The sequence below is a fragment of the Geomonas terrae genome, from assembly GCF_004791675.1.
Taxonomy (GTDB): Bacteria; Desulfobacterota; Desulfuromonadia; order Geobacterales; family Geobacteraceae; genus Geomonas; species Geomonas edaphica.
The window spans coordinates 783881-808014 of the sequence record NZ_SRSC01000001.1 but is presented as its reverse complement, the minus strand read 5'-3'; the positions used below and the strand labels follow the sequence as shown (position 1 = coordinate 808014).

At 62.8% G+C, this 24134-nt stretch carries 19 protein-coding genes, 1 tRNA gene and 1 other RNA gene; 12 read left to right on the top strand and 9 right to left on the bottom strand.

Going from position 1 to position 24134, the window contains the following annotated elements:
* Nucleotides 1-64 precede the first annotated feature (64 nt).
* Together E4633_RS03325 and mfd are read right to left on the bottom strand one after the other, a co-directional pair.
* Nucleotides 65-997: a peptidylprolyl isomerase gene (locus E4633_RS03325; RefSeq protein ID WP_135868836.1), complete on the bottom strand. Its 933-nt coding sequence runs from the start codon at nucleotides 995-997 to the stop codon at nucleotides 65-67.
* A 57-nt stretch (nucleotides 998-1054) separates the two neighbouring features.
* A complete protein-coding gene (gene mfd / locus E4633_RS03320; protein WP_135868835.1) occupies nucleotides 1055-4528 on the bottom strand; it encodes a transcription-repair coupling factor in 3474 nt (1157 codons plus the stop codon).
* Between the two features lie 209 nt (nucleotides 4529-4737).
* Here mfd and E4633_RS03315 point away from each other — a divergent pair, with 209 nt between their 5' ends.
* The 8 genes from E4633_RS03315 to E4633_RS03280 all read left to right on the top strand — a co-directional run bounded on the left by E4633_RS03315 (nucleotide 4738) and on the right by E4633_RS03280 (nucleotide 12315).
* Nucleotides 4738-5076 carry a hypothetical protein gene (locus tag E4633_RS03315; RefSeq protein WP_135868834.1) on the top strand — a complete coding sequence of 113 codons (339 nt, stop codon included), beginning with the start codon at nucleotides 4738-4740 and terminating at the stop codon, nucleotides 5074-5076.
* A gap of 123 nt (nucleotides 5077-5199) precedes the next feature.
* A tRNA-Ser gene (locus E4633_RS03310) sits at nucleotides 5200-5290 on the top strand.
* Nucleotides 5291-5323: 33 nt separating this feature from the next.
* An RNA gene (gene ffs / locus E4633_RS03305) (signal recognition particle sRNA small type) lies at nucleotides 5324-5422 on the top strand.
* Nucleotides 5423-5500: 78 nt separating this feature from the next.
* Nucleotides 5501-7276, top strand: a complete 1776-nt coding sequence (dnaX, locus tag E4633_RS03300; protein ID WP_135868833.1) for a DNA polymerase III subunit gamma/tau — start codon at nucleotides 5501-5503, stop codon at nucleotides 7274-7276.
* A gap of 49 nt (nucleotides 7277-7325) precedes the next feature.
* Nucleotides 7326-7640, top strand: coding sequence for a YbaB/EbfC family nucleoid-associated protein (locus E4633_RS03295; RefSeq protein ID WP_135868832.1), 315 nt, complete (start codon nucleotides 7326-7328; stop codon nucleotides 7638-7640).
* Between the two features lie 141 nt (nucleotides 7641-7781).
* Nucleotides 7782-8375, top strand: a complete 594-nt coding sequence (gene recR, locus E4633_RS03290; RefSeq protein WP_135868831.1) for a recombination mediator RecR — start codon at nucleotides 7782-7784, stop codon at nucleotides 8373-8375.
* A gap of 78 nt (nucleotides 8376-8453) precedes the next feature.
* On the top strand, nucleotides 8454-12002 hold the full coding sequence (nifJ, locus tag E4633_RS03285) for a pyruvate:ferredoxin (flavodoxin) oxidoreductase (RefSeq protein ID WP_135868830.1): 3549 nt from the start codon (nucleotides 8454-8456) through the stop codon (nucleotides 12000-12002).
* 112 nt (nucleotides 12003-12114) lie between these two features.
* Nucleotides 12115-12315 carry a cold-shock protein gene (locus E4633_RS03280; RefSeq protein ID WP_135868829.1) on the top strand — a complete coding sequence of 67 codons (201 nt, stop codon included), beginning with the start codon at nucleotides 12115-12117 and terminating at the stop codon, nucleotides 12313-12315.
* A 70-nt stretch (nucleotides 12316-12385) separates the two neighbouring features.
* Here E4633_RS03280 and E4633_RS03275 read toward each other — a convergent pair whose 3' ends face one another.
* Nucleotides 12386-13069, bottom strand: a complete 684-nt coding sequence (locus tag E4633_RS03275; RefSeq protein ID WP_135868828.1) for a pentapeptide repeat-containing protein — start codon at nucleotides 13067-13069, stop codon at nucleotides 12386-12388.
* Between the two features lie 221 nt (nucleotides 13070-13290).
* Here E4633_RS03275 and uvrA point away from each other — a divergent pair, with 221 nt between their 5' ends.
* The 3 genes from uvrA to E4633_RS03260 all read left to right on the top strand — a co-directional run bounded on the left by uvrA (nucleotide 13291) and on the right by E4633_RS03260 (nucleotide 18093).
* Nucleotides 13291-16128 carry an excinuclease ABC subunit UvrA gene (uvrA, locus tag E4633_RS03270; RefSeq protein WP_135868827.1) on the top strand — a complete coding sequence of 946 codons (2838 nt, stop codon included), beginning with the start codon at nucleotides 13291-13293 and terminating at the stop codon, nucleotides 16126-16128.
* 264 nt (nucleotides 16129-16392) lie between these two features.
* Entirely contained in the window at nucleotides 16393-16962 is a 570-nt protein-coding gene (locus E4633_RS03265; protein WP_135868826.1) for a hypothetical protein, read from the top strand.
* A 144-nt stretch (nucleotides 16963-17106) separates the two neighbouring features.
* Nucleotides 17107-18093, top strand: a complete 987-nt coding sequence (locus E4633_RS03260) for a serine/threonine protein kinase (protein WP_135868825.1) — start codon at nucleotides 17107-17109, stop codon at nucleotides 18091-18093.
* 64 nt (nucleotides 18094-18157) lie between these two features.
* Here E4633_RS03260 and E4633_RS03255 read toward each other — a convergent pair whose 3' ends face one another.
* From E4633_RS03255 to E4633_RS03230, 6 genes are read right to left on the bottom strand one after another with little or no spacing between them, the layout of a single operon-like run.
* Complete coding sequence (locus E4633_RS03255; protein WP_135868824.1) at nucleotides 18158-18658, bottom strand: PCI domain-containing protein; 501 nt, start codon at nucleotides 18656-18658, stop codon at nucleotides 18158-18160.
* Nucleotides 18655-19998 (bottom strand): GGDEF domain-containing protein, encoded by a 1344-nt coding sequence (locus E4633_RS03250; protein WP_135868823.1) that lies wholly within the window; start codon nucleotides 19996-19998, stop codon nucleotides 18655-18657. Before E4633_RS03250 ends, E4633_RS03255 begins: the two co-directional genes overlap by 4 nt.
* 51 nt (nucleotides 19999-20049) lie before the next feature.
* Entirely contained in the window at nucleotides 20050-20562 is a 513-nt protein-coding gene (locus E4633_RS03245) for a shikimate kinase (protein ID WP_135868822.1), read from the bottom strand.
* Nucleotides 20563-20618: 56 nt separating this feature from the next.
* Nucleotides 20619-20927, bottom strand: coding sequence for a hypothetical protein (locus tag E4633_RS03240; protein WP_135868821.1), 309 nt, complete (start codon nucleotides 20925-20927; stop codon nucleotides 20619-20621).
* Between the two features lie 32 nt (nucleotides 20928-20959).
* Complete coding sequence (locus E4633_RS03235; RefSeq protein WP_135868820.1) at nucleotides 20960-21742, bottom strand: rhomboid family protein; 783 nt, start codon at nucleotides 21740-21742, stop codon at nucleotides 20960-20962.
* A complete protein-coding gene (locus E4633_RS03230; protein WP_135868819.1) occupies nucleotides 21729-22409 on the bottom strand; it encodes a hypothetical protein in 681 nt (226 codons plus the stop codon). The genes E4633_RS03235 and E4633_RS03230 overlap by 14 nt, the downstream gene beginning before the upstream one ends.
* A 171-nt stretch (nucleotides 22410-22580) precedes the next feature.
* Between E4633_RS03230 and E4633_RS03225 the strand changes: the two genes are divergently transcribed.
* The gene (locus tag E4633_RS03225) at nucleotides 22581-24134 is read left to right on the top strand and encodes a hypothetical protein (protein ID WP_135868818.1); all 1554 of its coding nucleotides are present in this window, start codon (nucleotides 22581-22583) and stop codon (nucleotides 24132-24134) included.

Here is a 24134-nt window from a genome sequence, read left to right as displayed (position 1 = left end):
TGTGCAAAAACGGCCGGACTTGCGCCCGGCCGTTGGCTGTTTCGGTTATTACTAGTAATTCCGACTATTTCGCCTGGGCGGGCTGGCCGGCTGCCGGCTGTGCGCCCTCTTTGGCGCCCTCAGGTCCCTTGAGCCCTTTAAGCGCGTCTTCCTTCACGCTGATCTTCGCCTGCTTCTTCAGGTCATCCTTGAGTTTCTTGAAGGTTTCCTGCTGCTTCTCCGGGAGGAGGGCCGCCTTGATCTGGTCCTTCACCTCTTCGAGGGAGCGCGGGCCCGCGGGGCGCTGGCCGGTCACCTTGATGATGTGGTAGCCAAACTGGGTCTTCACGATGCCGGAGGTCTGCCCTTCTTTCAGGCCGAAAGCGACCTTTTCGAAGTCGGGGATCATGGAGCCTTTGCCGAACCAGCCGAGATCGCCGCCTTTCTGGGCTGCGCCGTCGATGGAGAATTTCTTGGCCAGGTCCTCGAAATTAGCGCCGGCCTTAAGCTGCTTCTCGACGTCCTTCGCCTGATCCTCGGACTTGACCAGGATGTGGCTTGCCCTGATCTGTGCGCCGGTCTGGAACTTGTCCTTGTTCTTGTTGTAGTAGTCCTGCAGCTCGGCGTCGGTGACCTTGCCGATCTCTTCAACCTTCTTCTTCAGGAATGCCTCGACGATGACGCGCTTTTTCAGGTCTTCCAGGCGTGCGGCGACGTCCGGGCTCTTGTCGATCCCTTCCTTCTGTGCCTGCTGCATGATCAACTCGCGCACCACCATGGTGTCGACCATTTCCTTCTTCCCTTCCGGGGTCTCGGTCATCGGCTTCAGGTACGGGGGAAGAGCGGCCTGCTCTTTGTAGAAATCGTTGTCCGTGATGGTGGCGCCATTCACCTCGGCGAGGACGACCCCTTTACCCGGGCCTTCCTGTTTCGCCCCGGTGGCCGCCTCTTTCTTGCAGCCGGTCACGGCAACGCAGAGAGCGAGTAAAAGTATGGTGGCAGATTTGCTGAATTGCACGGTTAGCTCCTTTTATAAGTTGCGTAAATGATTTCCAATCCGGTGAACGCTAGCATATCAGACTAAGCATTTCAAGACATTTCTGGCCTCCGCCAGCACCCCGTCGAAGGAGCTGTCGGTGACCCGGACGTAGAGCCGGAAGTCCGGCGTAAACCGGTATTTTCCCTTCTCTTTGCGTAAGATGCCGGTGATGGCGTCGGGGGAGACCGGTGTCCTCTCGTGGAAGGCGAGGGCGATCTCGTTGCCGGCGAGCTCGATCTCCTTGACGAGGAGCCGCTTCAGCCCGACGCGCAGGCGCATGACCTCGATGAGGTAGAGCGCCGCCGGAGGGAGCGGTCCGAAGCGGTCGGCGAGCTCCTCCTTGATGTCGTCGATCTCGGCCTCGTCGGCGGGCTGCGTGAGTTTCTTGTAGATCATGAGGCGCTGGTTCGGGTCCCTGACGTACTCCTCCGGGATGAAGGCGGGGACCTTGAGCTTGATCTCCGGCTCGACCCGCTCCGGGAGTTCCTCCCCCTTCAAGGTGCGCACCGCCTCGTCCAGGAGCTCGGTATAAAGCTCGAAGCCGACGGCGGCGATGTCCCCGCTTTGCCGCGCACCCAAAAGGTCGCCGGCGCCGCGGATCTCGAGGTCGTGGGTGGCGATGCGGAAGCCGGCCCCAAGCTCGGTGAGCTCCTGGATGATCTTCAGCCGCTCGCGCGCGTCCGTGGAGATCGACCCTTCTCCCGGGATGAGTAGGTAGGCGTAGGCGCGGGTCTTGGACCGGCCGACCCTGCCGCGCAACTGGTAGAGCTGCGCGAGGCCGAAGGTGTCGGCGCGGTTCACGATGAGGGTGTTGGCGGTCGGGATGTCGAGGCCGCTCTCGATGATGGTGGTGCACAAAAGGAGGTTGGTCTCGCCGTGCATGAAGGAGAGCATCACCTGCTCCAGCTCCTTCTCGGCCATCTGCCCGTGCCCGACCGCGATCTTCGCTTCCGGCACGATGCGTTTCAGCTCCTCGGCCATGGCGCCTATGGTCTGCACCCGGTTGTGCACGAAGAAGACCTGGCCGCCGCGCCTAAGCTCCCTCAGCACCGCCTCGCGGATCAGCTCATCCGAGGAGCGGGAGACGAAGGTCTTGATGGCGAGCCGGTCCACCGGCGGGGTGTCGATGATGGAGAGGTCGCGTATCCCCATGAGCGACATGTAAAGGGTGCGCGGGATCGGTGTCGCGGTGAGGGTGAGGATGTCCACCACAGCCCTGAACTGCTTGAGCCTCTCCTTGTGCGCTACACCGAAGCGCTGCTCCTCGTCGACGATGAGAAGGCCCAGGTCCTTGAAGACGACGTCCTTCTGCAGGAGGCGGTGCGTGCCGATGACGACGTCCACGTCCCCCTTTTTCACACCCTCGAGGATCTCCCTTTGCTGCTGCGCGGTGCGAAAACGCGACAGCATCTCCACGCGGACCGGGTACTCCTTGAAACGCGCCGCGAAACTCTCGGCGTGCTGCTGGGCGAGAACCGTGGTCGGCACCAGGATAGCCACCTGCTTGCCGTCCAGGGTCGCCTTGAAGGCGGCGCGCATGGCCACCTCGGTCTTGCCGTAGCCTACGTCGCCGCAGACCAGGCGGTCCATTGGGCGGGTGCTCTCCATGTCGGCGATGACCTGGTCGATGGCGGCCGCCTGGTCCGGGGTCTCCTCGAAGGCGAAGGACGCCTCGAAGGCGCGGTACATGTCGTCGGCCGGGGAGTAGCGGTACCCCTGCTGCACTTCGCGCGCGGCATGGATCTTCAAAAGCTCGGCGGCCATCTCCTCGATCTCGGCGCGGGCCTTCGCCTTCGCCTTCTCCCAGCCGGCCCCGCCCAGCTTGTCGAGCCTCGGCTCGATCCCCTCGGCGCCCACGTAGCGCTGCACCAGGTTTATGCGGTCCACCGGGAGGTAGAGCTTGTCCCCTCCTGCGTACTCGAGGAGCAGGAAGTCCCCCTCGAGACCGGTGAGGCTTAAGTGCTCGAGCCCCCGGTAAAGGGCGACGCCGAAGTCGACGTGCACCATGTGGTCGCCGGGCTTAAGCTCGGCGAGAGAGGTGAGGAGCTGCTTCTTCTTCGCCTCGGATAGGCCGCGCCGCTTCACCCTCTTGCCGAAGATCTCCTCCTCGGCGACCACCACCAGGCGCTCCTCCTCGAGGCGGAAGCCGCGCGAGATCTCGCCGATGACGATCTCGACACGCCCCGGCGGGCGTCCCGCCGCGACCTCGAAGCGGTCGGAGGAGTGCTCAAGCGGCATCCGGTAGTGGGAGAGAAGCTCGTAGAGCCTGCGCGCCTGTCCCGCCTGGTGGCAGGGGACGAGCACGCGGTGCCCGGCCGCGATCCATCCGACCATCTTCTCGGTGAGAGGCGCCAGCACCCGCTCCCCTTCCGGCGTGGCGTCAAGTTTCAGGTCCTGGTTCCCCGTGCATTTAAGGCGGAGCTTCTCGCCCCCTTCCCCCTCGATCTCAAGGCGCGGGAACTCGAGGCGGCGCCCGGCAAGAAGGAGGCGTTCGAAGTCGTCGTCGGCCAGGTAGAGTTCGGCGGGGTCGCCCGTGATGGCGTCACGCAGTTCGGCGCGCCGGACCGCGCTGTCGAGCTCCTCGCGGAAACGCTGGGCCGCCTCGCGGATCGCCTCGGGATCGACGAGGACGCGCACCGCCCCTTCGCCGGCATAGTCGAAGACGGTCTGCAGTCCCGGGTGGAAAAGGGGCTGCAGGAAGTCGACCCCCGGCGGGTAGATGGCATGCTGCAGCTGGTCGAGGAGCTCACGGCGCCGGTCCGCGCCGATCCCCAGGTGGTCGCAGCGCCGCTTCAGTCTGGGGGCCAGCTCCTTCACCACCTCCGCCGAGAGGATCACCTCGCGGGAGGGGAGCAGCACCAGTTCCGGGAGCGCTTCGAGCGAGCGCTGGGTCACCGGGTCGAAAAGCCGCATGGTCTCGACCAGGTCGCCGAAGAACTCGATCCTGACCGGCATGTCCCGGTCGGGAGGGAAGATGTCGAGGATGCCGCCGCGTACCGAGAAGGTGCCCCGGTCCTCGACCAGGGGAACGTGTGAATAGCCGAGCTTCACCAGCTTCTCGACCAGGCTTTCTCGCTCGAGTTCTTCGCCCGCCACGAGGTACTGGCACACCCCGCCCAGCGTGTCGCGCGGGATTACGCGCTGCATGGCGCTTGCCACCGGGAGGACGAGGGCGCGGACCGCGCCGTCCATGAGGCGCACCAGGGCGTTCAGGCGTTCCCCCACGATGTCGGGGTGCGGCGAGGCCGCCTCGAAGGGGGTGACGTCCCAGGCGGGGAGGGGGAGCACGGTCTCGGGGTGCGTGGAGAAGAAGCGGAGCTCGCGGGTGATCTCGTCGGCGCTTTCCTGGTCGGCGGTGAGGACGATGAGCGGCGAAGCGTCGCTCGCGGCGAGCCGGGAGAGGAGGTAGGCCGGGGCCGAACCCTCGAGCCCCGCCACGCTCACCTGGCAGGAGGAAGCCGAGAGCTTCTCGCTAAGCTGTTTAAGATACTGCGGTACGGGCATGGTCATCGTCGCGGGGGGGCCTTTCTCTTTGGTGGGTGGAGCGGACAGCACCGGTCGAGCATAGCAAAATCGGGGCCGATTATCCAGCCAGTTGCGCCGCAAACTTTTGTCGCGGACCCCAAATAAAGGTAAAGAAAAAAATGGAGCCGCCGAATAGCTCTGTGAAGGTCGGAAAACGGTGTAAGTACAAACCTTCATTAAGGATTGGTGAGCCTATGAAACAAGAAGATGTCCTACACTCCGACGTGATCAACTACTTCACCACGGAGTTTGCCGCACTAGAGGAACGCCTCAAATCGGGGGGGCTGGACGACTACCGGGAGCGCGTGCTGGTGAGCCGCAAGATCAGTGAGGCGGTGCACCTGCTCTCCCCGTACGTCAGGAGCGATCCGAGGGCGCGCCACCTGGTGAAGGACGCCGAGGCGCTCAGGATGGAGCTCCTGTCGGTGCGTTCCATCATCGCGAAGCAGCTCCTGAAAAAGGAGAAGCAGTCCCTGCTGCAGGCTATCTTCATGCGCAAGAAGCGGCGCGGCCCGGATGAGCTGGCTGGTTGACCGGAGCGTCCTGGTGCCGGGTCCGGCGCACAGCTTCTGCCGGGGCTGCCGGTGTATTTCGTCCCCATGAAGAATTCACTTTACAATTAACTCGGCGTGTATTATATATCTCCTCCTTGCTGTGGAGAGATGTCCGAGTGGTTGAAGGAGCACGCCTGGAAAGCGTGTGTACGTTAATAGCGTACCGAGGGTTCGAATCCCTCTCTCTCCGCCATATTTATATTTACCCTTTGTGGATAGACCTGATAGCTGGGTCCCGCGCAACGGAAGGTTATGAACCCCGTCAGGTCCGGAAGGAAGCAGCGGCAGTAACCGCCCCCGTGTGCCGCGGGGTAGCCCAGCTATCAGCTCTTTCCGCAACCCCCCTGCCCCCCAAGCCCCACGCGAAACCATGAACCACTTGTTGCCATAGAGGTACGCCGCCTTGTCCTATCTCGTTCTCGCTAGAAAATGGCGCCCCCAGACCTTCAGCGACCTGGTCGGCCAGGAGCACGTCAGTCAGACCCTGAAAAACGCCATCGACGGCGGCAGGGTGGCGCATGCCTTTCTCTTCACCGGCGCACGCGGCGTCGGCAAGACCAGCTCCGCGCGTATCCTCGCCAAGGCGCTCAACTGCGAGAGCGGGCTGACCGTCGAACCCTGCAACAGCTGTGCTACCTGCCTCGAGATCACCGACGGGAACTCGGTCGACGTCTTCGAAATCGACGGCGCCTCGAACACCGGCGTCGACGACATCCGCGAACTGCGGGACAACATCAAGTACCTGCCGTCCCGCTCGCGCTACAAGATCTTCATCATCGACGAAGTGCACATGCTCACCACCAACGCCTTCAACGCGCTGTTGAAGACGCTGGAGGAGCCCCCGCCGCACGTCAAGTTCATCTTCGCCACCACCGAACCGCACAAGGTCCCGATTACCATTCTCTCGCGCTGCCAGCGTTTCGACTTCAAGAGGATCGCGCTGCCGCGCATCGTCTCGAGGCTGCGCTACATAGTCGACCAGGAGGGGGTGCAGATCTCGGACGAGGCGCTCGCCGTGGTGGCGAGAAAGGGCGACGGGAGCATGCGCGACTCGCTCTCCACGCTCGACCAGGTGCTCGCCTTCTGCGGCGATTCCGTCACCGATGCCGATGTGGCCGCGCTGCTGGGCGTCGTGGACCGGCGTCTCATAATGGATGGTTGCCGCGCGGTGCTCGACTCCGACGTGAAGGGGGCGCTCGAGATCGTGGCCCAGGTGGATTCTTTCGGCTACAGCATGCGCCAGTTCTGCCATGAGCTCATCAACCAGTTCAGGAACATCGCCATCTTGAAGGCGGTGGGCGAGCCGGGTGAGCTTTTGGAGCTCTCCGATGCCGAGCTCGCCGAGCTGCGCGGTTTCGGAGAGAAGAGCGCGCAGCAGGACTTGCAGCGTCATCTGAGCATCCTGCTGAAGAGCGAGGCCGAGATGGCCCACGCCGGTTTCCCGCGCCTGATCCTGGAGATGGCGCTGATGAAAATGGCGGCCCTCGCGCCGGCGATTCCCGTGCAGGAGCTTCTGCGCCGGTTGGACACCCTGGAGCAGGGAGGCCCGGTGCCGCAGCGTGTCGAAGCGGCGCGCCCGTCCGCCCCGGCGGCACGTCCGGCGTCGCAGCACGCCGCCCCGGCGCGGCCCGCAGCCGCCCCCGTTGCAGCGGCGTCTGCGCCGCCGTCCCATGCTTCCCATAACTCCCATGCTTCGCATTCGGCCTCGCCAGCCCCGGTACCCCCGGCAGCTGCAGCCGCCAGTTTCGCCGGTGCCGCCACCGCCGACCTCTGGAGCGGTTTCGTCCGCGCCGTGAAGGCTAAGAAACCTATGCTTGGCGGCGCGCTGGAGGAGGTCTACCCGGTGCGGGTATCCGAGGGGCACCTGGAGATCGGCTGCCTGCAGGGGAGCTTCCAGTTGACCCGCCTGCAGGACCCCGACCAGGTCAACGAGCTGAAGGGGCTTGCCCAGGCACACTTCGGGGTGCCGACCCAGATCAAGGTGGTCGCGCTCAGTGCTCCTCCCTCCGATGCCGCCCCGACCCTTTCGGAAAAAAAAAGCCTTGAAGATGCCGAGCGAAAGGCAACCCTGAGGCGCGAGGCCGAGGCGCACCCGCTGGTGGCCGCCGCGGTGGAGATGTTCGACGGCGAAATCGCCGAGGTGCAGGAATTACCGCGAAAAGAAGTGGCAAAATCATAACGATGTTCCGCGGTACGCTGCGACAATAAAAGATAAATTGGAGGATAAGATGTCTAAAGGTTTGGCGCAGATCATGAAACAAGCGCAGATGATGCAGCAGAAGATGGGAAAGCTGCAGGAAGAGGCGGCGGAGCGCACCGCCGAAGTGACCACCGGCGGTGGTGCCGTAACGGTGGTTGTTAACGGCAAGAATCAGGTGCTTTCCCTGGTCATCAAGAAAGAAGCGGTTGATCCGGAAGACGTCGAGATGCTGCAGGACCTGGTGATGACCGCCGTGAACGAGGCGCTCAAGAAGGTGCACCAGGCGATGTCGGAAGAGATGAGCAAGATCACCGGCGGCCTGAGCATTCCGGGACTGTTCTAGGTACTTGGCGCCCGCGCGGCGCCTGACGCAAGGGAGAGGGTGCATGCCGATTGGTGTGCACCCTCTAATTATAGAAATCTTCGATCAAAATTTTTTTGGTAAAAATAACCAGTAAAAACTTGTTTTATCCGTGGTGGGAATATGCTACATTTTTCGGGCTCGCTGACCAGGCTGGTGGGGGAATTGAAGAAACTGCCTGGCGTCGGTGAAAAAAGTGCCTTGCGGCTCGCGTTTCATCTGCTTAAATATCCCGGCAATATCGAGGCGTTAGCCGAGAGCCTCGTGCAGGTGAAGGAAAGGGTCCGTTTTTGTTCCGTCTGTTTTGCCATCACCGAGGACGATCCCTGCTGGATCTGCTCCGGTGAGCGGGACGCCGCCACGCTCTGCGTGGTCGAGGAGCCGCAGGACCTGCTCGCACTGGAGAGAAGCCGTGCTTTTCGCGGCCGATACCACGTGCTGCAGGGTGCTCTTTCACCGTTAAACGGCGTTACACCGCGTGACCTCAGGATCGCAGAGCTTATGCAGCGGCTTGAGGGGGGCGAGGTAAGGGAGGTGCTGATCGCCACCAACTTCAGTGTTGAAGGGGAGGCGACCGCTCTCTACCTCACCAGGATGATCAAGCCTCTGGGGATCAAGGTGACGCGTCTGGCGCACGGCATCCCCATCGGAAGCGATCTGGAATACGTGGATGCGGCGACGGTGCAGCGGGCGGTGGAGGGACGGTCGGAGCTGTGAGCCGACGTCCGATGGAAATGTAGAACGATCTTTTACCGTAAAGCCAATGCAAGATTTTCAAACTACAGGAGGAAATCAATGTCCCGCAGAATGGTAACAATCGACGGTAACACCGCGGCAGCCCACGTGGCCCACGCCACCAACGAGGTGATCGCCATCTACCCGATCACCCCTTCTTCCGTCATGGGGGAGATCTCGGACGAGAAGAGCGCCCGGGGCGAGAAAAACATCTGGGGGACCGTCCCTTCGGTCGCCGAGATGCAGTCGGAAGGTGGCGCCGCCGGTGCCGTGCACGGCTCCCTGCAGGCGGGCGCACTGACCACCACCTTCACCGCGAGCCAGGGGCTCCTGCTGATGATCCCGAACATGTTCAAGATCGCCGGTGAGCTCACCTCGACCGTATTCCACATCTCCGCCCGCGCCATCTCCGCGGCCGCGCTCAACATCTTCGGTGACCACTCCGACGTCATGTCGGCCCGCTCCACCGGCTGGGCCATGCTCTGTTCCAACAACGTGCAGGAGGTCATGGACTTCGCCCTGATCTCCCAGGCCGCGACCCTCAGGGCCCGCGTCCCCTTCATGCACTACTTCGACGGCTTCAGGACCTCCCACGAGGTGCAGAAGGTCGAGGAACTCACCTTTGACGACATGAGGGCCATGATCACCCCGGAGCTGGTCCAGGCGCACCGTGACCGTTGCATGACCCCGGACCGCCCGGTGATGCGTGGCACCGCCCAGAACCCGGACGTCTACTTCCAGGGTCGCGAGACGGTCAACCCCTACTACCCCGCCTGCCTCACCATCGTGCAGGAGGAGATGGACAAGTTCGCCAAGGTGGCCGGCCGCCAGTACAAGCTGGTCGAGTACGTGGGCGCCCCTGACGCCGAGCGCGTCATCATCGTGATGGGCTCCGCCGCCGACACCGTCCAGGAGACGATGAACACCCTGAACGCCTCCGGCGAGAAGGTCGGCCTCTTGAAAATCCGCCTCTTCAGGCCGTTCCCGGTCGCCGCCATCGCCGCGGCGCTCCCCGCGTCGGTGAAGAAGATCGCCGTACTCGACCGCACCAAGGAGCCGGGCTCCCTGGGCGAGCCGCTCTACCTCGACGTCAGGACCGCGATCGGCGAGGCGATGGGCGACGGGCTCACCAACTTCAAGCAGTACCCGATCATCGTCGGCGGCCGCTTCGGCTTGGGCTCCAAGGAGTTCACCCCGGGCATGGCCAAGGGGGTCTTCGACAACCTGAAGCTCGACAAGCCGAAGAACCACTTCGTGGTCGGTATCATCGAGGACGTGACCAACTCCTCCCTCGAGTACGATCCGAAGTTCGTGAACCCCTCCGCCGGCACCTACGCCGCCATGTTCTATGGCCTGGGCTCCGATGGTACCGTGGGCGCAAACAAGAACTCCATCAAGATCATCGGCGAGACCACCGACAACAACGTCCAGGCCTACTTCGTGTACGACTCCAAGAAGGCGGGCTCGGTGACCACCTCGCATCTGCGTTTCGGCAAGAATCCGATCCACGCGCCGTACCTGATCGACCAGGCCGACTTCGTCGCCTGCCACAACTTCTCCTTCCTCGAGAAGTACGACATGCTGGCGAACGCGAAGGAAGGAGCCACCTTCCTCCTCTGCTCCACCTTCGAGCACGACAAGGTGTGGGACTCCATGCCGGTCGAGGTGCAGCAACAGGTGATCGCCAAGAAGCTCAAGTTCTACGTGATCAACGCCATCGAGCTCGCCGAGAAGCTGGGCCTTGGCGCCAGGATCAACGTGATCATGCAGACCGCGTTCTTCAAGATCTCCAACATCATCCCGCTCGACACCGCCATCGCTGCGATCAAGGACGCCATCAAGAAGTCTTACGGCAAGTCCGGCGAGAAGGTCGTCGAGATGAACAACAAGGCGGTGGACGCAGCGCTCGAGAACATCTTCGAGGTGCAGGTGCCGGCCGCGGCCACGAGCGCGCTCAGAAAGCCCCCGGTCGTCGGCGCTCACGCCCCCGACTTCGTCCAGAACGTGACCGCCACCATGATCGCAGGCCTCGGCGACCAGCTCCCGGTCTCCAAGATCCCGGCCGACGGCACCTTCCCGACCGCGACCTCGCAGTACGAGAAGCGCAACATCGCCGTCGACATCCCGGTGTGGGACGAGGCACTGTGCATCCAGTGCGGCATTTGTTCCTTCATCTGCCCGCATGCCTCCATCAGGATGAAGGTGTACGACGCCGACAAGCTCGCCGGCGCACCGGCCACCTTCAAGTCCGCCGATGCCCGCGGCAACGAATTCAAGGGAAAGAAGGCCTCCGTCCAGGTAGCCCCCGAAGACTGCACCGGCTGCGGCGCCTGCGTGGCAAACTGCCCGGCCAAGTCCAAGGATGATCCCAAGCACAAGGCGATCAACATGAAGTTCCAGGCGCCGCTCAGGGCTTCCGAGGCGGCCAACTACGACTTCTTCCTCAACATCCCCGAGACCGACCCGAGCCTCATCAAGGTCGACACCCTGAAGGGTAGCCAGCTGGCACGTCCGCTCTTCGAGTACTCCGGCGCCTGCGCCGGCTGCGGCGAGACCCCGTACCTGAAGCTCCTCTCCCAGCTCTTCGGCGACCGCGCGCTCATCGCCAACGCCACCGGCTGCTCCTCGATCTACGGCGGCAACCTGCCGACCACCCCGTGGGCGAAGAACGCGGACGGGCGCGGCCCGGCCTGGTCCAACTCGCTCTTCGAGGACAACGCCGAGTTCGGCTTCGGCATGAGGCTCGCCGTCGATAAGTTCAACCAGGCCGCTCAGGAGCTCCTGGACCAGGTCTCCCTCCCGGCGGAGCTCGTTGCGCAGATCAAGGGTGCCGACCAGCAGAACCAGGCCGGCGTCGAGGCGCAGCGTGCACGCGTCGCAGAGCTGAAGCAGGCGCTCGCAGCAAGCAAGGAGCCGGCGGCGCAGCAGCTCCTCTCCCTCGCCGACTACCTCGTCAAGAAGTCGGTCTGGATCGTGGGCGGCGACGGCTGGGCCTATGACATCGGCTACGGCGGCCTCGACCACGTCATCGCTTCCGGCAAGAACGTGAACCTCCTCGTGCTCGACACCGAGGTCTACTCCAACACCGGCGGTCAGGCCTCCAAGTCGACGCCGATGGGCGCGGTGGCGCAGTTCGCCGCCGGCGGCAAGCCGCAGGCCAAGAAGGACCTCGGCATGATCGCCATGGCCTACGGCAACGTGTACGTCGCCAAGGTCGCCCTCTCCAACCCGGCACAGTGCGTCAAGGCGTTCATCGAGGCGGAGGCCTACGACGGCCCGTCCCTCATCCTCGCGTACAGCCACTGCATCGCGCACGGCATCGACATGGCCACCGCGGTAGAGACCCAGAAGCGCGCGGTCGCCTCCGGCCACTGGCCGCTCGTCCGCTACAACCCGGAGCTCGCCGAGCAGGGCAAGAACCCGCTCGTCCTCGACAGCAAGGACCCGAGCATCTCTCTCGAGGAATACGCCTACGGCGAGAACCGCTACCGCGTACTGAAGAAGAACAACCCGGAGGCCGCCGCTGCACTCATGGCGCGCTCGGCGGAACTCACTGCACGCCGCTACGATCTGTACAAGCGGATGGCCGAAATGGAGTTCGAGAAATAAGAAAGAAATCTAACAAAAGCGCTTGACAGGGACCAGACCCGTGAATAAACTCTTTATCAGTGCCGGGGATGGTCCCGCTTATCACGAAAGAGTAGTAACAGGAGAAGTCGTAATGGCTAAAGGTGTAGTTAAGTGGTTCAATGACAGCAAGGGTTTTGGTTTCATCGAGCAGGATAACGGCGAGGATGTGTTCGTACACTTCTCCGCCATCCAGTCCGACGGCTTCAAGTCCCTGGCAGAAGGCGATTCCGTAACTTTCGACGTGCAGCAGGGACCGAAAGGTCTCCAGGCGGCCAATGTAGTCAGGGTTTAAAGTTACCTTTAAACGACAAAAAGCCCCCGGATTTTCCGGGGGCTTTTTTTTGTGCGCATCGCCTGCGCCGCTATTCGATGCAGGTGCCGACCGAGCCGGAACGGCAGATGGTCTTATCGGTCCAAAGTGCCCCCTCCAGCTTGGCACCCGCCATTCGGGTTCCCCTGAGGCGCGCCTGGTTCAGCGAGGCGCCGCGCAGGTTGGCGCCGGTCAGGTCGGCGAGCTCGAGGTCGGTCTCCGCGAGGTTCGCCCGCTCCAGGTTCGCGGACTGCAGGTTGGTGCGGTTGAATTTGGCGCCCGCCAGGTCGTAACCCACCAGGTTCAGGCCGCTTAGGTCGGCACCGGAGAAGTCGCGCGTGGAGGAGAGGATCCTCTGCACCTCGGGCTGGGTCATGCGCCGGTCCGTGACCTTCGCCTTGACCGCCGCGCTCCCCCCCTTGCCCTTCGCGCTTCTCTTACCCTTCGCTACCTTTTTTTTCTTTCCCTTGACCTGCTTTTTGCCACCTTTCTTTTTGCTGACCTGGGCCGCGGACTTCCCCGACTCCACTTCTTTAGCGAGGGCGGCCAGCTTCGCCTCGGCCGCCTTTAGGGTCTGTGCCTCGGCGTTGTCCTTGGCCGCATTATCTTTGGCGGGTGCTTCCTTGGCGGGAGCCGGCGCAGGGGCGTCGGCCCCCAGTGCAAGTACGGGATAGGTCGCGGCCAGCCAGGCGGCGAGGGTGATGCGTGCGATATGCGCTGCAAAAGGGCGGTTCATAAGCGCCTCCGTAACGTGTTCCGACTCCCCGGATCGGTCCCGGGGATGTGCTTGTTCCCTTATCGGCAGGGGTGCGAAAAAACTGAAAGGTGTTTACCTTGTGGTATGGACGATATTCTCATTATAATGGAGGTGCCGTCCCGACAATAAGCGGGGCGGTGTGCTATATTTAACAGTCGCGCGCCCGGCGCGCCACGCAGATAATTTTCATCGGGAGCATCATGGCAACGAACAAGATCATCGTAAAAGGTGCCTGCGAGCACAACCTCAAATGCATCGACGTCGAAATCCCGCGCGACCAGCTCGTGGTCATCACCGGCATATCCGGCTCGGGGAAATCGACGCTCGCCTTCGACACTATCTACGCGGAAGGGCAGCGGCGCTACGTCGAGTCCCTTTCCGCCTACGCCCGCCAGTTCCTGGAGCAGATGGAGAAACCGGACGTCGAATCGATCGAGGGTCTCTCCCCGGCCATCTCCATTGAACAGAAGACTACCAGTAAGAACCCCCGGTCGACGGTGGGAACCGTCACCGAAATTTATGATTACCTCCGCCTGCTCTTCGCCCGCATCGGCAAGCCGCACTGCTACAACTGCGGCCGGCTCATCACGTCGCAGACGGTGTCGCAGATGGTGGACCAGATCGCGGCGCTCCCCCAGGGGGCGAAGCTGACCCTGCTCTCCCCGATCGTGCGCGGCAGGAAGGGAGAGTACAAAAAGGAACTGGCGCAGCTTAGAAAGGACGGCTTCGTAAGGATCGTCGTCGACGGCGAGACCCACGACCTCGCCGAGGAGATCACCCTCGACAAGAAGAAAAAGCACGACATCGACATCGTGGTGGACCGCCTGGTGGTGAAGCCGGGCTTCGAGAAGCGCCTCGCGGATTCCCTGGAGACCGCACTCTCCCATGCTGAGGGGATCGTGAAGGTGGCGCTCTCCGAGGATGAAAGCCGCGGGGTGAAGGCCGAGACCCACCTCTTCTCCGAGTCGGCGGCCTGCATCGAGTGTGGCATCTCCTATCCCGAGATGACCCCCCGCATGTTCTCCTTCAACAACCCCTACGGCGCCTGCCCGGACTGCACCGGTCTTGGCACGCGCATGTACCTCGACGCGGAGCTGGTCGTCCCGGAGCCAGAGCTCTCGCTAGCCGACGGCGCCATCGCCCCCTGGGAGAAGCGCTTCTCCGGGTGGTACCAGCAGACGCTTGCCGCACTCGCCAAGGCCTACGGCTTCGACATGCACGCGCCCTTCAAGAGCCTCTCGAAGAAGGCGAAGGACGTGATCCTGAACGGGTCGCAAGGAGAGCAGGTCGAGTTCTGGTGGATCGACGAGACCGGGAAGAAGCACAACTACAAGAAGGCCTTCGAAGGGGTGCTGAACAACCTGGAGCGGCGCCATCGCGAGAGCGAATCGGAGCAGGTGCGCGAGGAACTCGAGAAGTACATGGGGGTGATGCCGTGCCCGACCTGCGAGGGGGCGCGCCTTAAAAAGGAGGCGCTCCACGTGACGGTGGGGGAAAGAAACATCCGGCAGGTGACCGCGCTCTCCATCAAGGACTCCCTCGCCTTCTTCGCAGCGCTTTCCCTCACCGACAAGGAGGAGGACATCGCGCGCCGGATCCTGAAGGAGATCCGGGAGCGCCTGCACTTCCTGGTCAACGTAGGGCTCGACTACCTCTCCCTGGACCGCTCCTCCGGGACACTTTCAGGGGGTGAGGGACAGAGGATCAGGCTCGCGACCCAGATCGGCTCCTCGCTCGTAGGTGTCCTCTATATCCTCGACGAGCCCTCCATCGGGCTGCACCAGCGCGACAACGGGCGCCTGCTCTCGACGCTTCGGCACCTGCGCGACATCGGCAACACGGTGCTCGTCGTTGAGCACGACGAGGAGACCATCACCGAGGCGGACTGGGTCATCGACATGGGGCCGGGGGCAGGGGTGCACGGCGGCGAGGTCGTGGCCGAGGGGACTCCGGCCGGGATCATGGCGAATCCGCACTCCCTTACCGGCCGCTACCTCTCCGGCGCGCTCACCATCCCGATACCTAAAAAGCGCAGGAAAGGGAACCGCTTCCTGCATATCGAGGGGGCGGCGGAGAACAACCTGAAGAACGTGAGCGTCGACGTGCCGCTCGGGGTGATGACCTGCATCACAGGCGTCTCGGGTTCGGGGAAGTCGTCGCTCATCATCGACACCCTGTACAAGATGCTGAATCAGCGCCTCTACAAGAGCCGCGAGAAGGCGGGGGCGGTGCGGGCGATCCGCGGCACCGAGGTGCTCGACAAGGTCATCAACATCGACCAGTCCCCCATCGGGCGGACGCCGCGCTCGAACCCGGCGACCTACACCGGGCTCTTCACCGAGATCCGGGAGATCTTCGCGCAACTGCCGGAATCGAAGGTGCGCGGATACAAGCCGGGGCGCTACTCCTTCAACGTGAAGGGGGGGCGCTGCGAGGCCTGCTCGGGGGACGGCATCATAAAGATAGAGATGCACTTTCTCCCCGACGTGTATGTGGAGTGCGAGGTCTGCAAAGGGGCCCGTTACAACCGTGAAACCCTCGAGGTGCGCTTCAAGGGGCACTCCATCGCCGAGGTTCTGGACATGACGGTCTCGCAGGCCCTCGTTTTCCTGGAGCACATCCCGCGCATCAGGACGAAGCTGCAGACCCTGGAAGAGGTAGGGCTTGGCTACATAAAGCTTGGCCAGTCGGCCACGACCCTCTCCGGCGGCGAGGCGCAGCGCGTGAAGCTCGCCAAGGAACTCTCAAAGCGCGCCACCGGGCGCACTATCTACATCCTGGACGAGCCGACCACGGGCCTTCATTTCGCCGATATCGCGAAGCTTTTGGAGGTGCTGCACAAGCTCGTTGAGGCGGGGAACACCATCGTGGTGATCGAGCACAACCTGGACGTCATCAAGACGGCGGACTGGATCATCGACCTCGGGCCGGAAGGCGGGGACCGCGGCGGAGAGATCATCGCGGTCGGTACCCCGGAGCAGGTGGCGCGTGTCGAGCGCTCCTACACTGGGCAGTACCTCGCGAAGATGCTCCCCTAGCCGACGGGGACGGGGAGGAGAGACCATGACGGGCGGAGAAAAATGCAGCCACACTCCTGAGGAAAGGAAAGGGTGCGCCGCCTGCCGGGAAGAGGAGCCCGAGGCTTTCTGGTGCGGCTCCTGCAACAGGGGAGTACCGCGGAAGCGGTGCCCGTACTGCGGTCTGAAGGCCCGGAAAAAGAAGGGATAGCCCAGACGATTTAACGAGAAAATACGTTATAATCTGCTCATTGTTTGTCAGGCGGTGTACGGAAGGAGCTTCTCATGTGCAACGCATCGCTTATCAAGATCATGTTTTTCCTGTTGCTGCTGACACAGGTCGGCTGCTCCAATCTACTCCCCAGAACGAAGGCGATCACCGAGTCGCCGTGGCAGGAGTACGAAGCGGCGAAGGCCTCCTTTGACAGCATCGCCGTCGGGAAGACCACCGTGGAGGACCTGCAAAAGATGGGGTTCGACATCAAGTCTTCCCCCAACATCAGGGTCCTCAACTACCTGGACATCGCCGCCATGCTGCAAGGGCTGCCGGCCAAGGACATCGACCCGGGGCTGCAGGCATGCCTGAGGGCGCGCGAGGATTGCCGCGCCTACGTCTTCGAGCCCAAACGCAACTACAGCAAGCGGGTCGGCAACTTCTGGCTCGATATCTTGAACTTCAAGCGCAAGACCCACGAGACCGGCTGGCGTTTCAAGGCGCTCATCGTGTTCGTGAACCATCATGTGGCGTACAAGCTTTCCAGCGGCGAACCGAAGATCGACCAGATGACGGACCAGGTTAATCCACTCGGGCCGCTGCAGGCCCCTGCCGACATGATCACCAAGGCGCTCTTCTGACAGGACCGAGAAAACGGTTACACAGCCTGCAGCGTGACGGACGTTGCAGGCTTTTTTATGCCCTTCAGCTTGCTCGACTCATCTCTTGGTTCCCGCAGCAATTGATGCTATTGTGCATCGGTCAAAATCACGCAGGAGAGTCCTATGCATGACGCGCAGCACCCGTTCCATACCCTGACCCCGAACTTCATCATGGACGCCGTGGAGAGCCAGGGGTTTCGCTGCGACTGCCGCACCTCGGCCCTCAACAGCTACGAAAACCGCGTCTACCAGGTGGGGATAGAGGAAGAAAAGCCGCTCATCGCCAAGTTCTACCGGCCCGGGCGCTGGAGCGACGACCAGATCATCGAGGAGCACCGCTTCACCCTCGAACTCGCCGGGCACGAGCTCTCCGTGGTGGCCCCCTGGCTGAACCAGGCCGGCGCGAGCCTTTTCCACTACAATGGGTTCCGCTTCGCGCTCTACCCGCGCCAGGGGGGGCACGCCCCCGAGTTCGACAACGACGCGAACCTCCTGATCCTCGGCCGCATGTTGGGCCGGATCCACAGTATCGGGGCGGTGCGCCCCTTCGAACACCGCCCCGCGCTCACAAGCGGCGACTTCGGCTACGACAGCGCGGCCTTCATCGCCGAGCGTTTCATCCCGGACGAATACCGCGAGAGCTATCAGGCGGTGACCCGGCAGCTTTTGCAGGGGATCGACGACGCCTTCGCCTCGGTACCACAGCTCGCCTGCGTCCGGGCTCACGGCGACTGCCACGCCGGGAACATCCTCTGGCGCGACGACGCCCCCCATTTCGTCGACTTCGACGACGCGCGCATGGCGCCGGCGGTCCAGGACCTCTGGATGATGCTCTCGGGAGACCGGCCGCGCCAGCTGGCACAGCTTGCCCAGCTCGTCAAGGGGTACCGCGAGTTTTACGACTTCAACCCGGCCGAGCTGCGCCTCATCGAGCCCCTGCGGGCGTTGCGCATGATGCATTACAGCGCGTGGCTTGCCCGGCGCTGGGACGATCCAGCTTTCCCAGTCGCCTTCCCCTGGTTCAACACGGTGCGCTACTGGGGCGAGCATCTGCTCCAGTTGCGCGAGCAGCTGGCGGCGCTGGATGAGCCGCCGCTGGAACTCCCCTGACCTGCAAGAAAAAAGAGGCGGCCCATTGGGCCGCCTCTTTTTTTACACGTCGCACCGTACCGCGCTAGCGGGACTTCTTCTCCAGTTCCTGGTCCAGGTGTTTCAACTGCTCGATGCGCTGGCTCAGCTCCTCGATCTCACGGTTCAGTGCTTGGTTGTTGGTGCGCAGGGCGCGGTTTTGTCGTTTCTGTTCTTCGGCCAGGTTCACCAGGTCGGTCACCGGAGCTGCCAGCAAGGTCCATTGGCTCGCCGGATACTCCTTCTTCAGCCGCCGCAAGAGGCGCTGCGCCTGCGCCGATGCGGGACGGTCGGCCTTGGTTTTCATGGTCAGAAGGGCCAGGCGGAAGAGTGCCTCGTCGGTCACTCCCGCCACGCCGGGTGCGTTGCAAACCGCGGTCAGAAGTCCGGCGGCACCGGTAGCGTCTCCTTCCTGGAGCAGCGTCGTCGCCCGTGCGAGCTGGCGGGATCCGCTGTAGCGGTCGAAAAGGTTCGCCTCCCCGGTCCGGGTGCCGGCGCACCCTCCGCAGAATAGGAGGATCAGGATGAGTAGCAGCGTCTTTCTCATGCCTTCTCACTTTCCGGGGTCCCGATCAGGTAGGTGCTCCCAGTCTTCCCCTTGGCGCGGTCCTTCACCTTGGCTGCGGCCCTCGCGATCTCGACGGCGGAGGCGAACTGGTCCCTGCCGCAGACTATCACCGCGATTGAGATGGTCATCACGGGGAAGAAGCGATGTACGCCGTAGCGGTCGCTCCCTTCGATACCGCCGGCCCTCAGGTCTTCGGGGGAGTAGTGTTTGGCCACCTCGGCATTGAAGCTGCGGATCACTTCCTCGCAGACCGGCGTTACCAGGTCCACCGGGATCACCATGACGAAGTCGTCTCCCCCCACGTGCCCGACGAATCCCTCGCTCCCCCCGTTTTCTTTCACCGCGGCCTGGATCAGATCGCCGGTCAGGCGGAGCAGTTCGCTCCCCTTGGCGTAGCCGTAGTGGTCGCCGTACGGCTTGAAGTTGTCGAGGTCGGCGTAGCAGAAGGCGAAAGGCGCGCCGCTTTGCAGGCGCTCCTCGAGCACACGCTCTATCGCTATGTTCCCGGGGAGCCGGGTGAGCGGGCTTGCGTCGAGGCTCATCTGTTCGAGGACCTTGAGCCGCGCCGCCATTTTTGTGAAGTCGCGGGCGAGGTCGCTGATCTCGTCGCCGTAGGGGACCTCGGGGCGGTAGTCGAAGTCGCCGGCGGCGATCCGGTGCGTGGCGCTTTGCAGCTCCCTGATCGCCCCGAAGGTGCGGTAGGTGACCACCGGGGCGACGCCGATGGCGAGGAGAAAGCCGGTGCAGGAGATGGCGATGGTCCACCAGACGGTCCGCTTCTGCTGTTCGTCGGCGCGCGCGAGAACCACCTTCAGCTTGTCCCTGCGTTTCAGGTAGCTCGTGTCGATGGCGTTCAGTACCCTGAGTGCCGGGGTGCGTAGCGCTCCGTTGCTCGCCGAGTGCCCGGAGAAGAGTTTTTCCGATGCCTTCTGGTATTCGAGATAGAGCCGCTTCAGCTCTTTGAGGTCGGAGGTGGGGGGGGTCCGCTCCAGCATGGTGAGGCTTGCCTGTGCCTCGGCCTGCCGCTGGTGAAAGAGATCTATGAACGCGGGGTCCCTGAGGATGATGTACTTCCCGGCGAAACTTTCCTGTGCCAGTAACGAGGAGCGCAACTCGATGAGGGTGCCGATGACGGGTAGCTCGTTGTTGGCGATATCCCGGGAGATGTTGGTGCTGCGGTAGATGTTGTAGGAAGAGAAGACCAGGGCCGCGGCGGTGAAGAGCGCCATGGCTGCGTAGCCTGCCGTTATCTTCTGGATCAGGGTCAGGTTGGACAGACTGAACCGGGAAGATGTTCTTGTGCTGGCTGTCTCAGACATGGGTATAGATATTAGGGCACGGCACCGGCAAAGTCAACGCGGTGGTTGCTGTCAGTGGTGTGATGCGAGACGGCACTGGGACAGTACCCTGGTTGCGGCCTCTTCGAGTGTCTCGTCGTTCAGCAGTATGACGTGGTGAGCATGCTTCTGATACAGTGCGAAGCGCCGTTCGTACAGCTCATCCAGACCGCCTTCACTCATCCCGACGATGCCGCGCGGTGCTTCACTTGCTATGCGTTCATACAGTTTTTGAACTGGGAGGGCGAGGAAGACGATAGTGGAGATTGAGGCAAGGTGATGCATGGCGGGCTCAGAATAGACCACGCTTCCCCCGGTGGAGATGACGGCGTGACCGTCAGGGGAAAGCGCCAGCACGGTCTCCTCCTCGACCCGGCGGAACTCCTCGGCATTGAGCTCGTCGACCACCGCCTGCAGTTTTTTTCCAAAGCGCTGCTCGATGCAATGATCGGTGTCGATGAACTCCCAGCCGAGCCGCGCGGCGACGGTACGGCCGATGGCGCTCTTGCCGGAGCCCGGCATCCCTATCAAGGTCAGTCGTTCCATGTCACCCCCAGCGGTGTGTGTGCGCCGCTTCTCCGCACGAGGCCTGGACTCCGGGATTACTGCCGCGTCGGCAGCAGGGTCGCCTCCAGCAGGGCGCGCAGTGCCTTGTCGCTTCCCGCCTCGCGATTGACGATCGCCTTGCGTTCCCGGCGGGAGATGAGGATGCCAAGGTGCTCGGCGGCCTCGACGGTGCCGCCCGCGATGGAGGCGGAGAGCTGACACAGGATCTGCACCGGCAGCCCGTTTCGGTACCCCTGCACCAGTTTCCCGATCTCATCGTGGCGCTGCTCATAGCTCCAGGTCTGGTAGACCTCGTCGCCCAGGTTGTTCAACTTTCCCTGTATGCCGCTCAGCTTTTCAAGCATGCTCGTTTCTCCTGTGCGCCTCCCGTGGGCGCCTATTTCTTGTGTTCGTGGCTGAAGATGTGATCCCTGCAGTAGCCGTATTGCCCGTTGCACTTGGGGCAGTAGCGGAAGTCCATGTCAGGGTGCGTCTTCTCAGTGATGCCGCAGGTGGTGCAACGGTGCACCAGCACCTCTTCGCGCGGGGCGAAGCGCACCTTCTTAGCGATCTGCCTCTTGCCGTGGCGCAGGTTCAGGTAGATGTCGTGCGCGAAAAAGATCAGGTAGTTGGCCGTGGCGGCAAGCACCATGACCCGGGCGGGCCACCCCCCGAAGACGAGCTGGTAGGCGTAGCCCAGCCAGGTGAGAAGTGCGAGCCACTTGATGCGCACCGGGATGATGAAGAAGAGCAGTATCTGGAACTCCGGGAAGAGCGTGGCAAAGGCGAGGAAGACCGAGCCTGCCAGGAAGGCGTTGCTCACCGGGTACGACGGTATCAAAAAGGACGCCAGGAAGGTGATCAGACACCCCAGCAGGAGGTAGATGTTGTACCGGAAGGCGCCCCAGTGCTCCTCAAGCGTGGAGCTGAGCATGTAGAAGAAATACCAGGCGATCAGGGTGAAGATGATGCTGGAGTTGGGCGGGTCGAACGGGATGGTGAAGATGCGCCACCATTCACCCGACATGAAGAGGTCGGCGGAGAAGTAAGTTGCCATCCGGTCCAGCTTCCCCGTCATGTACATGAGGTAGAAGAAGGATTGCCCCGCGATGAGGTAGATGGTGAGATTCGGGATGGCGTAGCGGCCGAACTTCCGGTCCAGTCGGTCAATTATCTTCATGGCGCTCGAGATGTTCCTTTGCTTGCAGTTGTGTCGGGTGATCCGTGCCTGAGCTGCGGGTCGCTTTGCCGGTGGCCGCTGCGGCCTTCCCGGGGAACCTGAGCGCCATGAGGGCGTCCCGGTCGTCGGGGGTGATGATCTTAAGCGCCGCCAGCTCGTCCAGGTCCACGGGACGGGCGTGCTCTACGGTGAAGGCGAAGTCCTCGGTGTCGAAGTCGGAGCCGGGCCGGTACGTGCTGCGCACGATCTCCTGCAGCGCGGTGGGGTGTGCCACCATGTGCGCCCGCCAGGCGTCGCGCTGCTCCTGTTTCATGCCGTAATACCAGATGTGGTGTGAGAACTCGTGCAGCATGAGGGAACAGAGCTGGTCACGGGTGTACTCCTGGTAGAGGTTGCGGTAGATAACCTTCGAGTCGCGCCGGTAGGCGCCGAGATGGTACTTCACCTCGCTCGGCATCATGACCTCGTCGAAGGAGGCACCGGAAACACTCAGGGTGCTGCGCTGCGGGTCGTAACGGTCGAAGAGAAGACAAAGAAACGGGTCCTCGTGGGAGATTTTCTTCGCCAGGTCCCCCTGCCCCCAACTGATAGGGACATAGGTCGTGCTGCAGCCTGTCAGCATAAACGCAAGCAGCAGCATGGACAGTATTTTTACGACAGGGTGCATTGGGACTCCCGGGGGGCGACGCTGCCGACCCGGCGGAAATGTAACACATTACCGCCGGACAGCGCAACCAATCGCGCTGGGGCCATCTTGTAAAGCCCTCACATAAATGAATGCTGTTGATTATTCGTTTTACCTCCCCTAGAATGTGCCGTTAAAAACCAAGGGGAAATAGTGACGCGCGTCCTACTCATTGCAGACACCGAAAGGGTGCAACGTATCTTCCAGTCCATGGCGGAGCAGGGTTCCCTGCAGTTGCAGACCGCCTCGACCCTCCCCCTGGGAGAGCTCGAACTTACCGCCTCTTCCCCGGAATTCACCTTCGTGCAGAGCCGCATCTCCGGTTTCTCCGGCGATATCCTGCTGCGTCATCTCGACAAGATGCTCCCCTCCGGCGGGAAACTCGTGCTTTTGGCCGGTGACAGCGAGGACGCCGCCCAGGCCAAAAGGCAGGGGAGGACCTCACTTGACCTCTCCATGACCGACGCCTTCCTGGAACGAAGCGTAGCCGCGCTTCTGGCCGGGATTGCGCTCCCGGAGCCGCCGGGACAGGAGCAGCCGGTAGAGGATACACCCGCACAGGAGCCGCAAGCCCCGGAGCCGCAGGTATTGGAAACCGCCGCGGCGGCAAAGCGTACGGCCGCGAGGACCAAGGGGGGCGCGCCCGTACCTGATGCGACGGCAGCAGCCGCGGGTAAAGAAGCGGGCCTCCAGGACGAGGAGGAGGTCGAGACGCCTGCCTTCGTTCCGTTTCAGCCGAAGGCCTGGGAGCCGGCCGCGTTCACTCCCAAAGTGCCGGAACCGGAAGTGTCAGAACCGAAGGTAGCAGAGGAGTATCCCCAGGTGCCGCTCGCCGCTGGGAAGGCGGCAGCCTCGGCATTCGAGGAGGTCATGCAGCGGGCCGAGACGGACATCGCGCCGATAGATGCCTCCATGCTCGAGGTGGAGGACCACGTCGAGGTAGGCAGGAAAGTGGTGGACGCGGCTTCCCGGCAATCGCCGTCAACTGCTGCCGCCGCTGACGAGACGATGGTGGTGGGCGGGGGATATTACGCCGGGGAGACCGTGGCTGAGGCGCTTCGCAAGGCACAGCAGACCAAGCGGCGCAGGCCGTACCTCTTTATCGTGCCGGTGCTGCTTCTTCTCGCCGTGCCTTTGGTTTCCTACCTCGCGGGGAAGATGTCGGCCCCTCCTGAAAAGCCTGTGGCTAAGCCCGGGTCGCCCTACAAGCCAGGGAGCACTCCCCCTGCTGTGCAGACTGCTCCGAAGACGGCAGCACCGGTGCAAAGCCCAGTGCCTGTGGCGCCACCCGCGGCAAAAGTGACCCCAGCACCGTCCGCTCCCGTACAGCCGCAGGCAGCTCCTAAAAAGGGAATCGAAAAGCTCCCGGAGATGCTGGAAGGGACAAAGCTGGACGCCGAGTACGGCAGGAAAAATCCGGGATGGGTGCGCTACGTCGGCCTTAGAGCGGAGTACAAACTCTTCAAGGAGAACAACCTGTACCGGGCCATCCAAGTGATACCGGTTTCCGGCGGGGTCATCTCCGACGACCTGTTCAAGAGGGTGCTGAGGCAGTTCGGTGCCGTGGAGAGCTACCGCGTCGAGTCGAGCGCCCCGAAAGACGGGTACGTCATCGAGCAGTGTTCCGCCCCGGGGGATCTGGCGCTCACTATCTACCGCCACAAGGACAGCAGCAAGATTAAGGCCCTGGTGGTCTATTACCGTTGA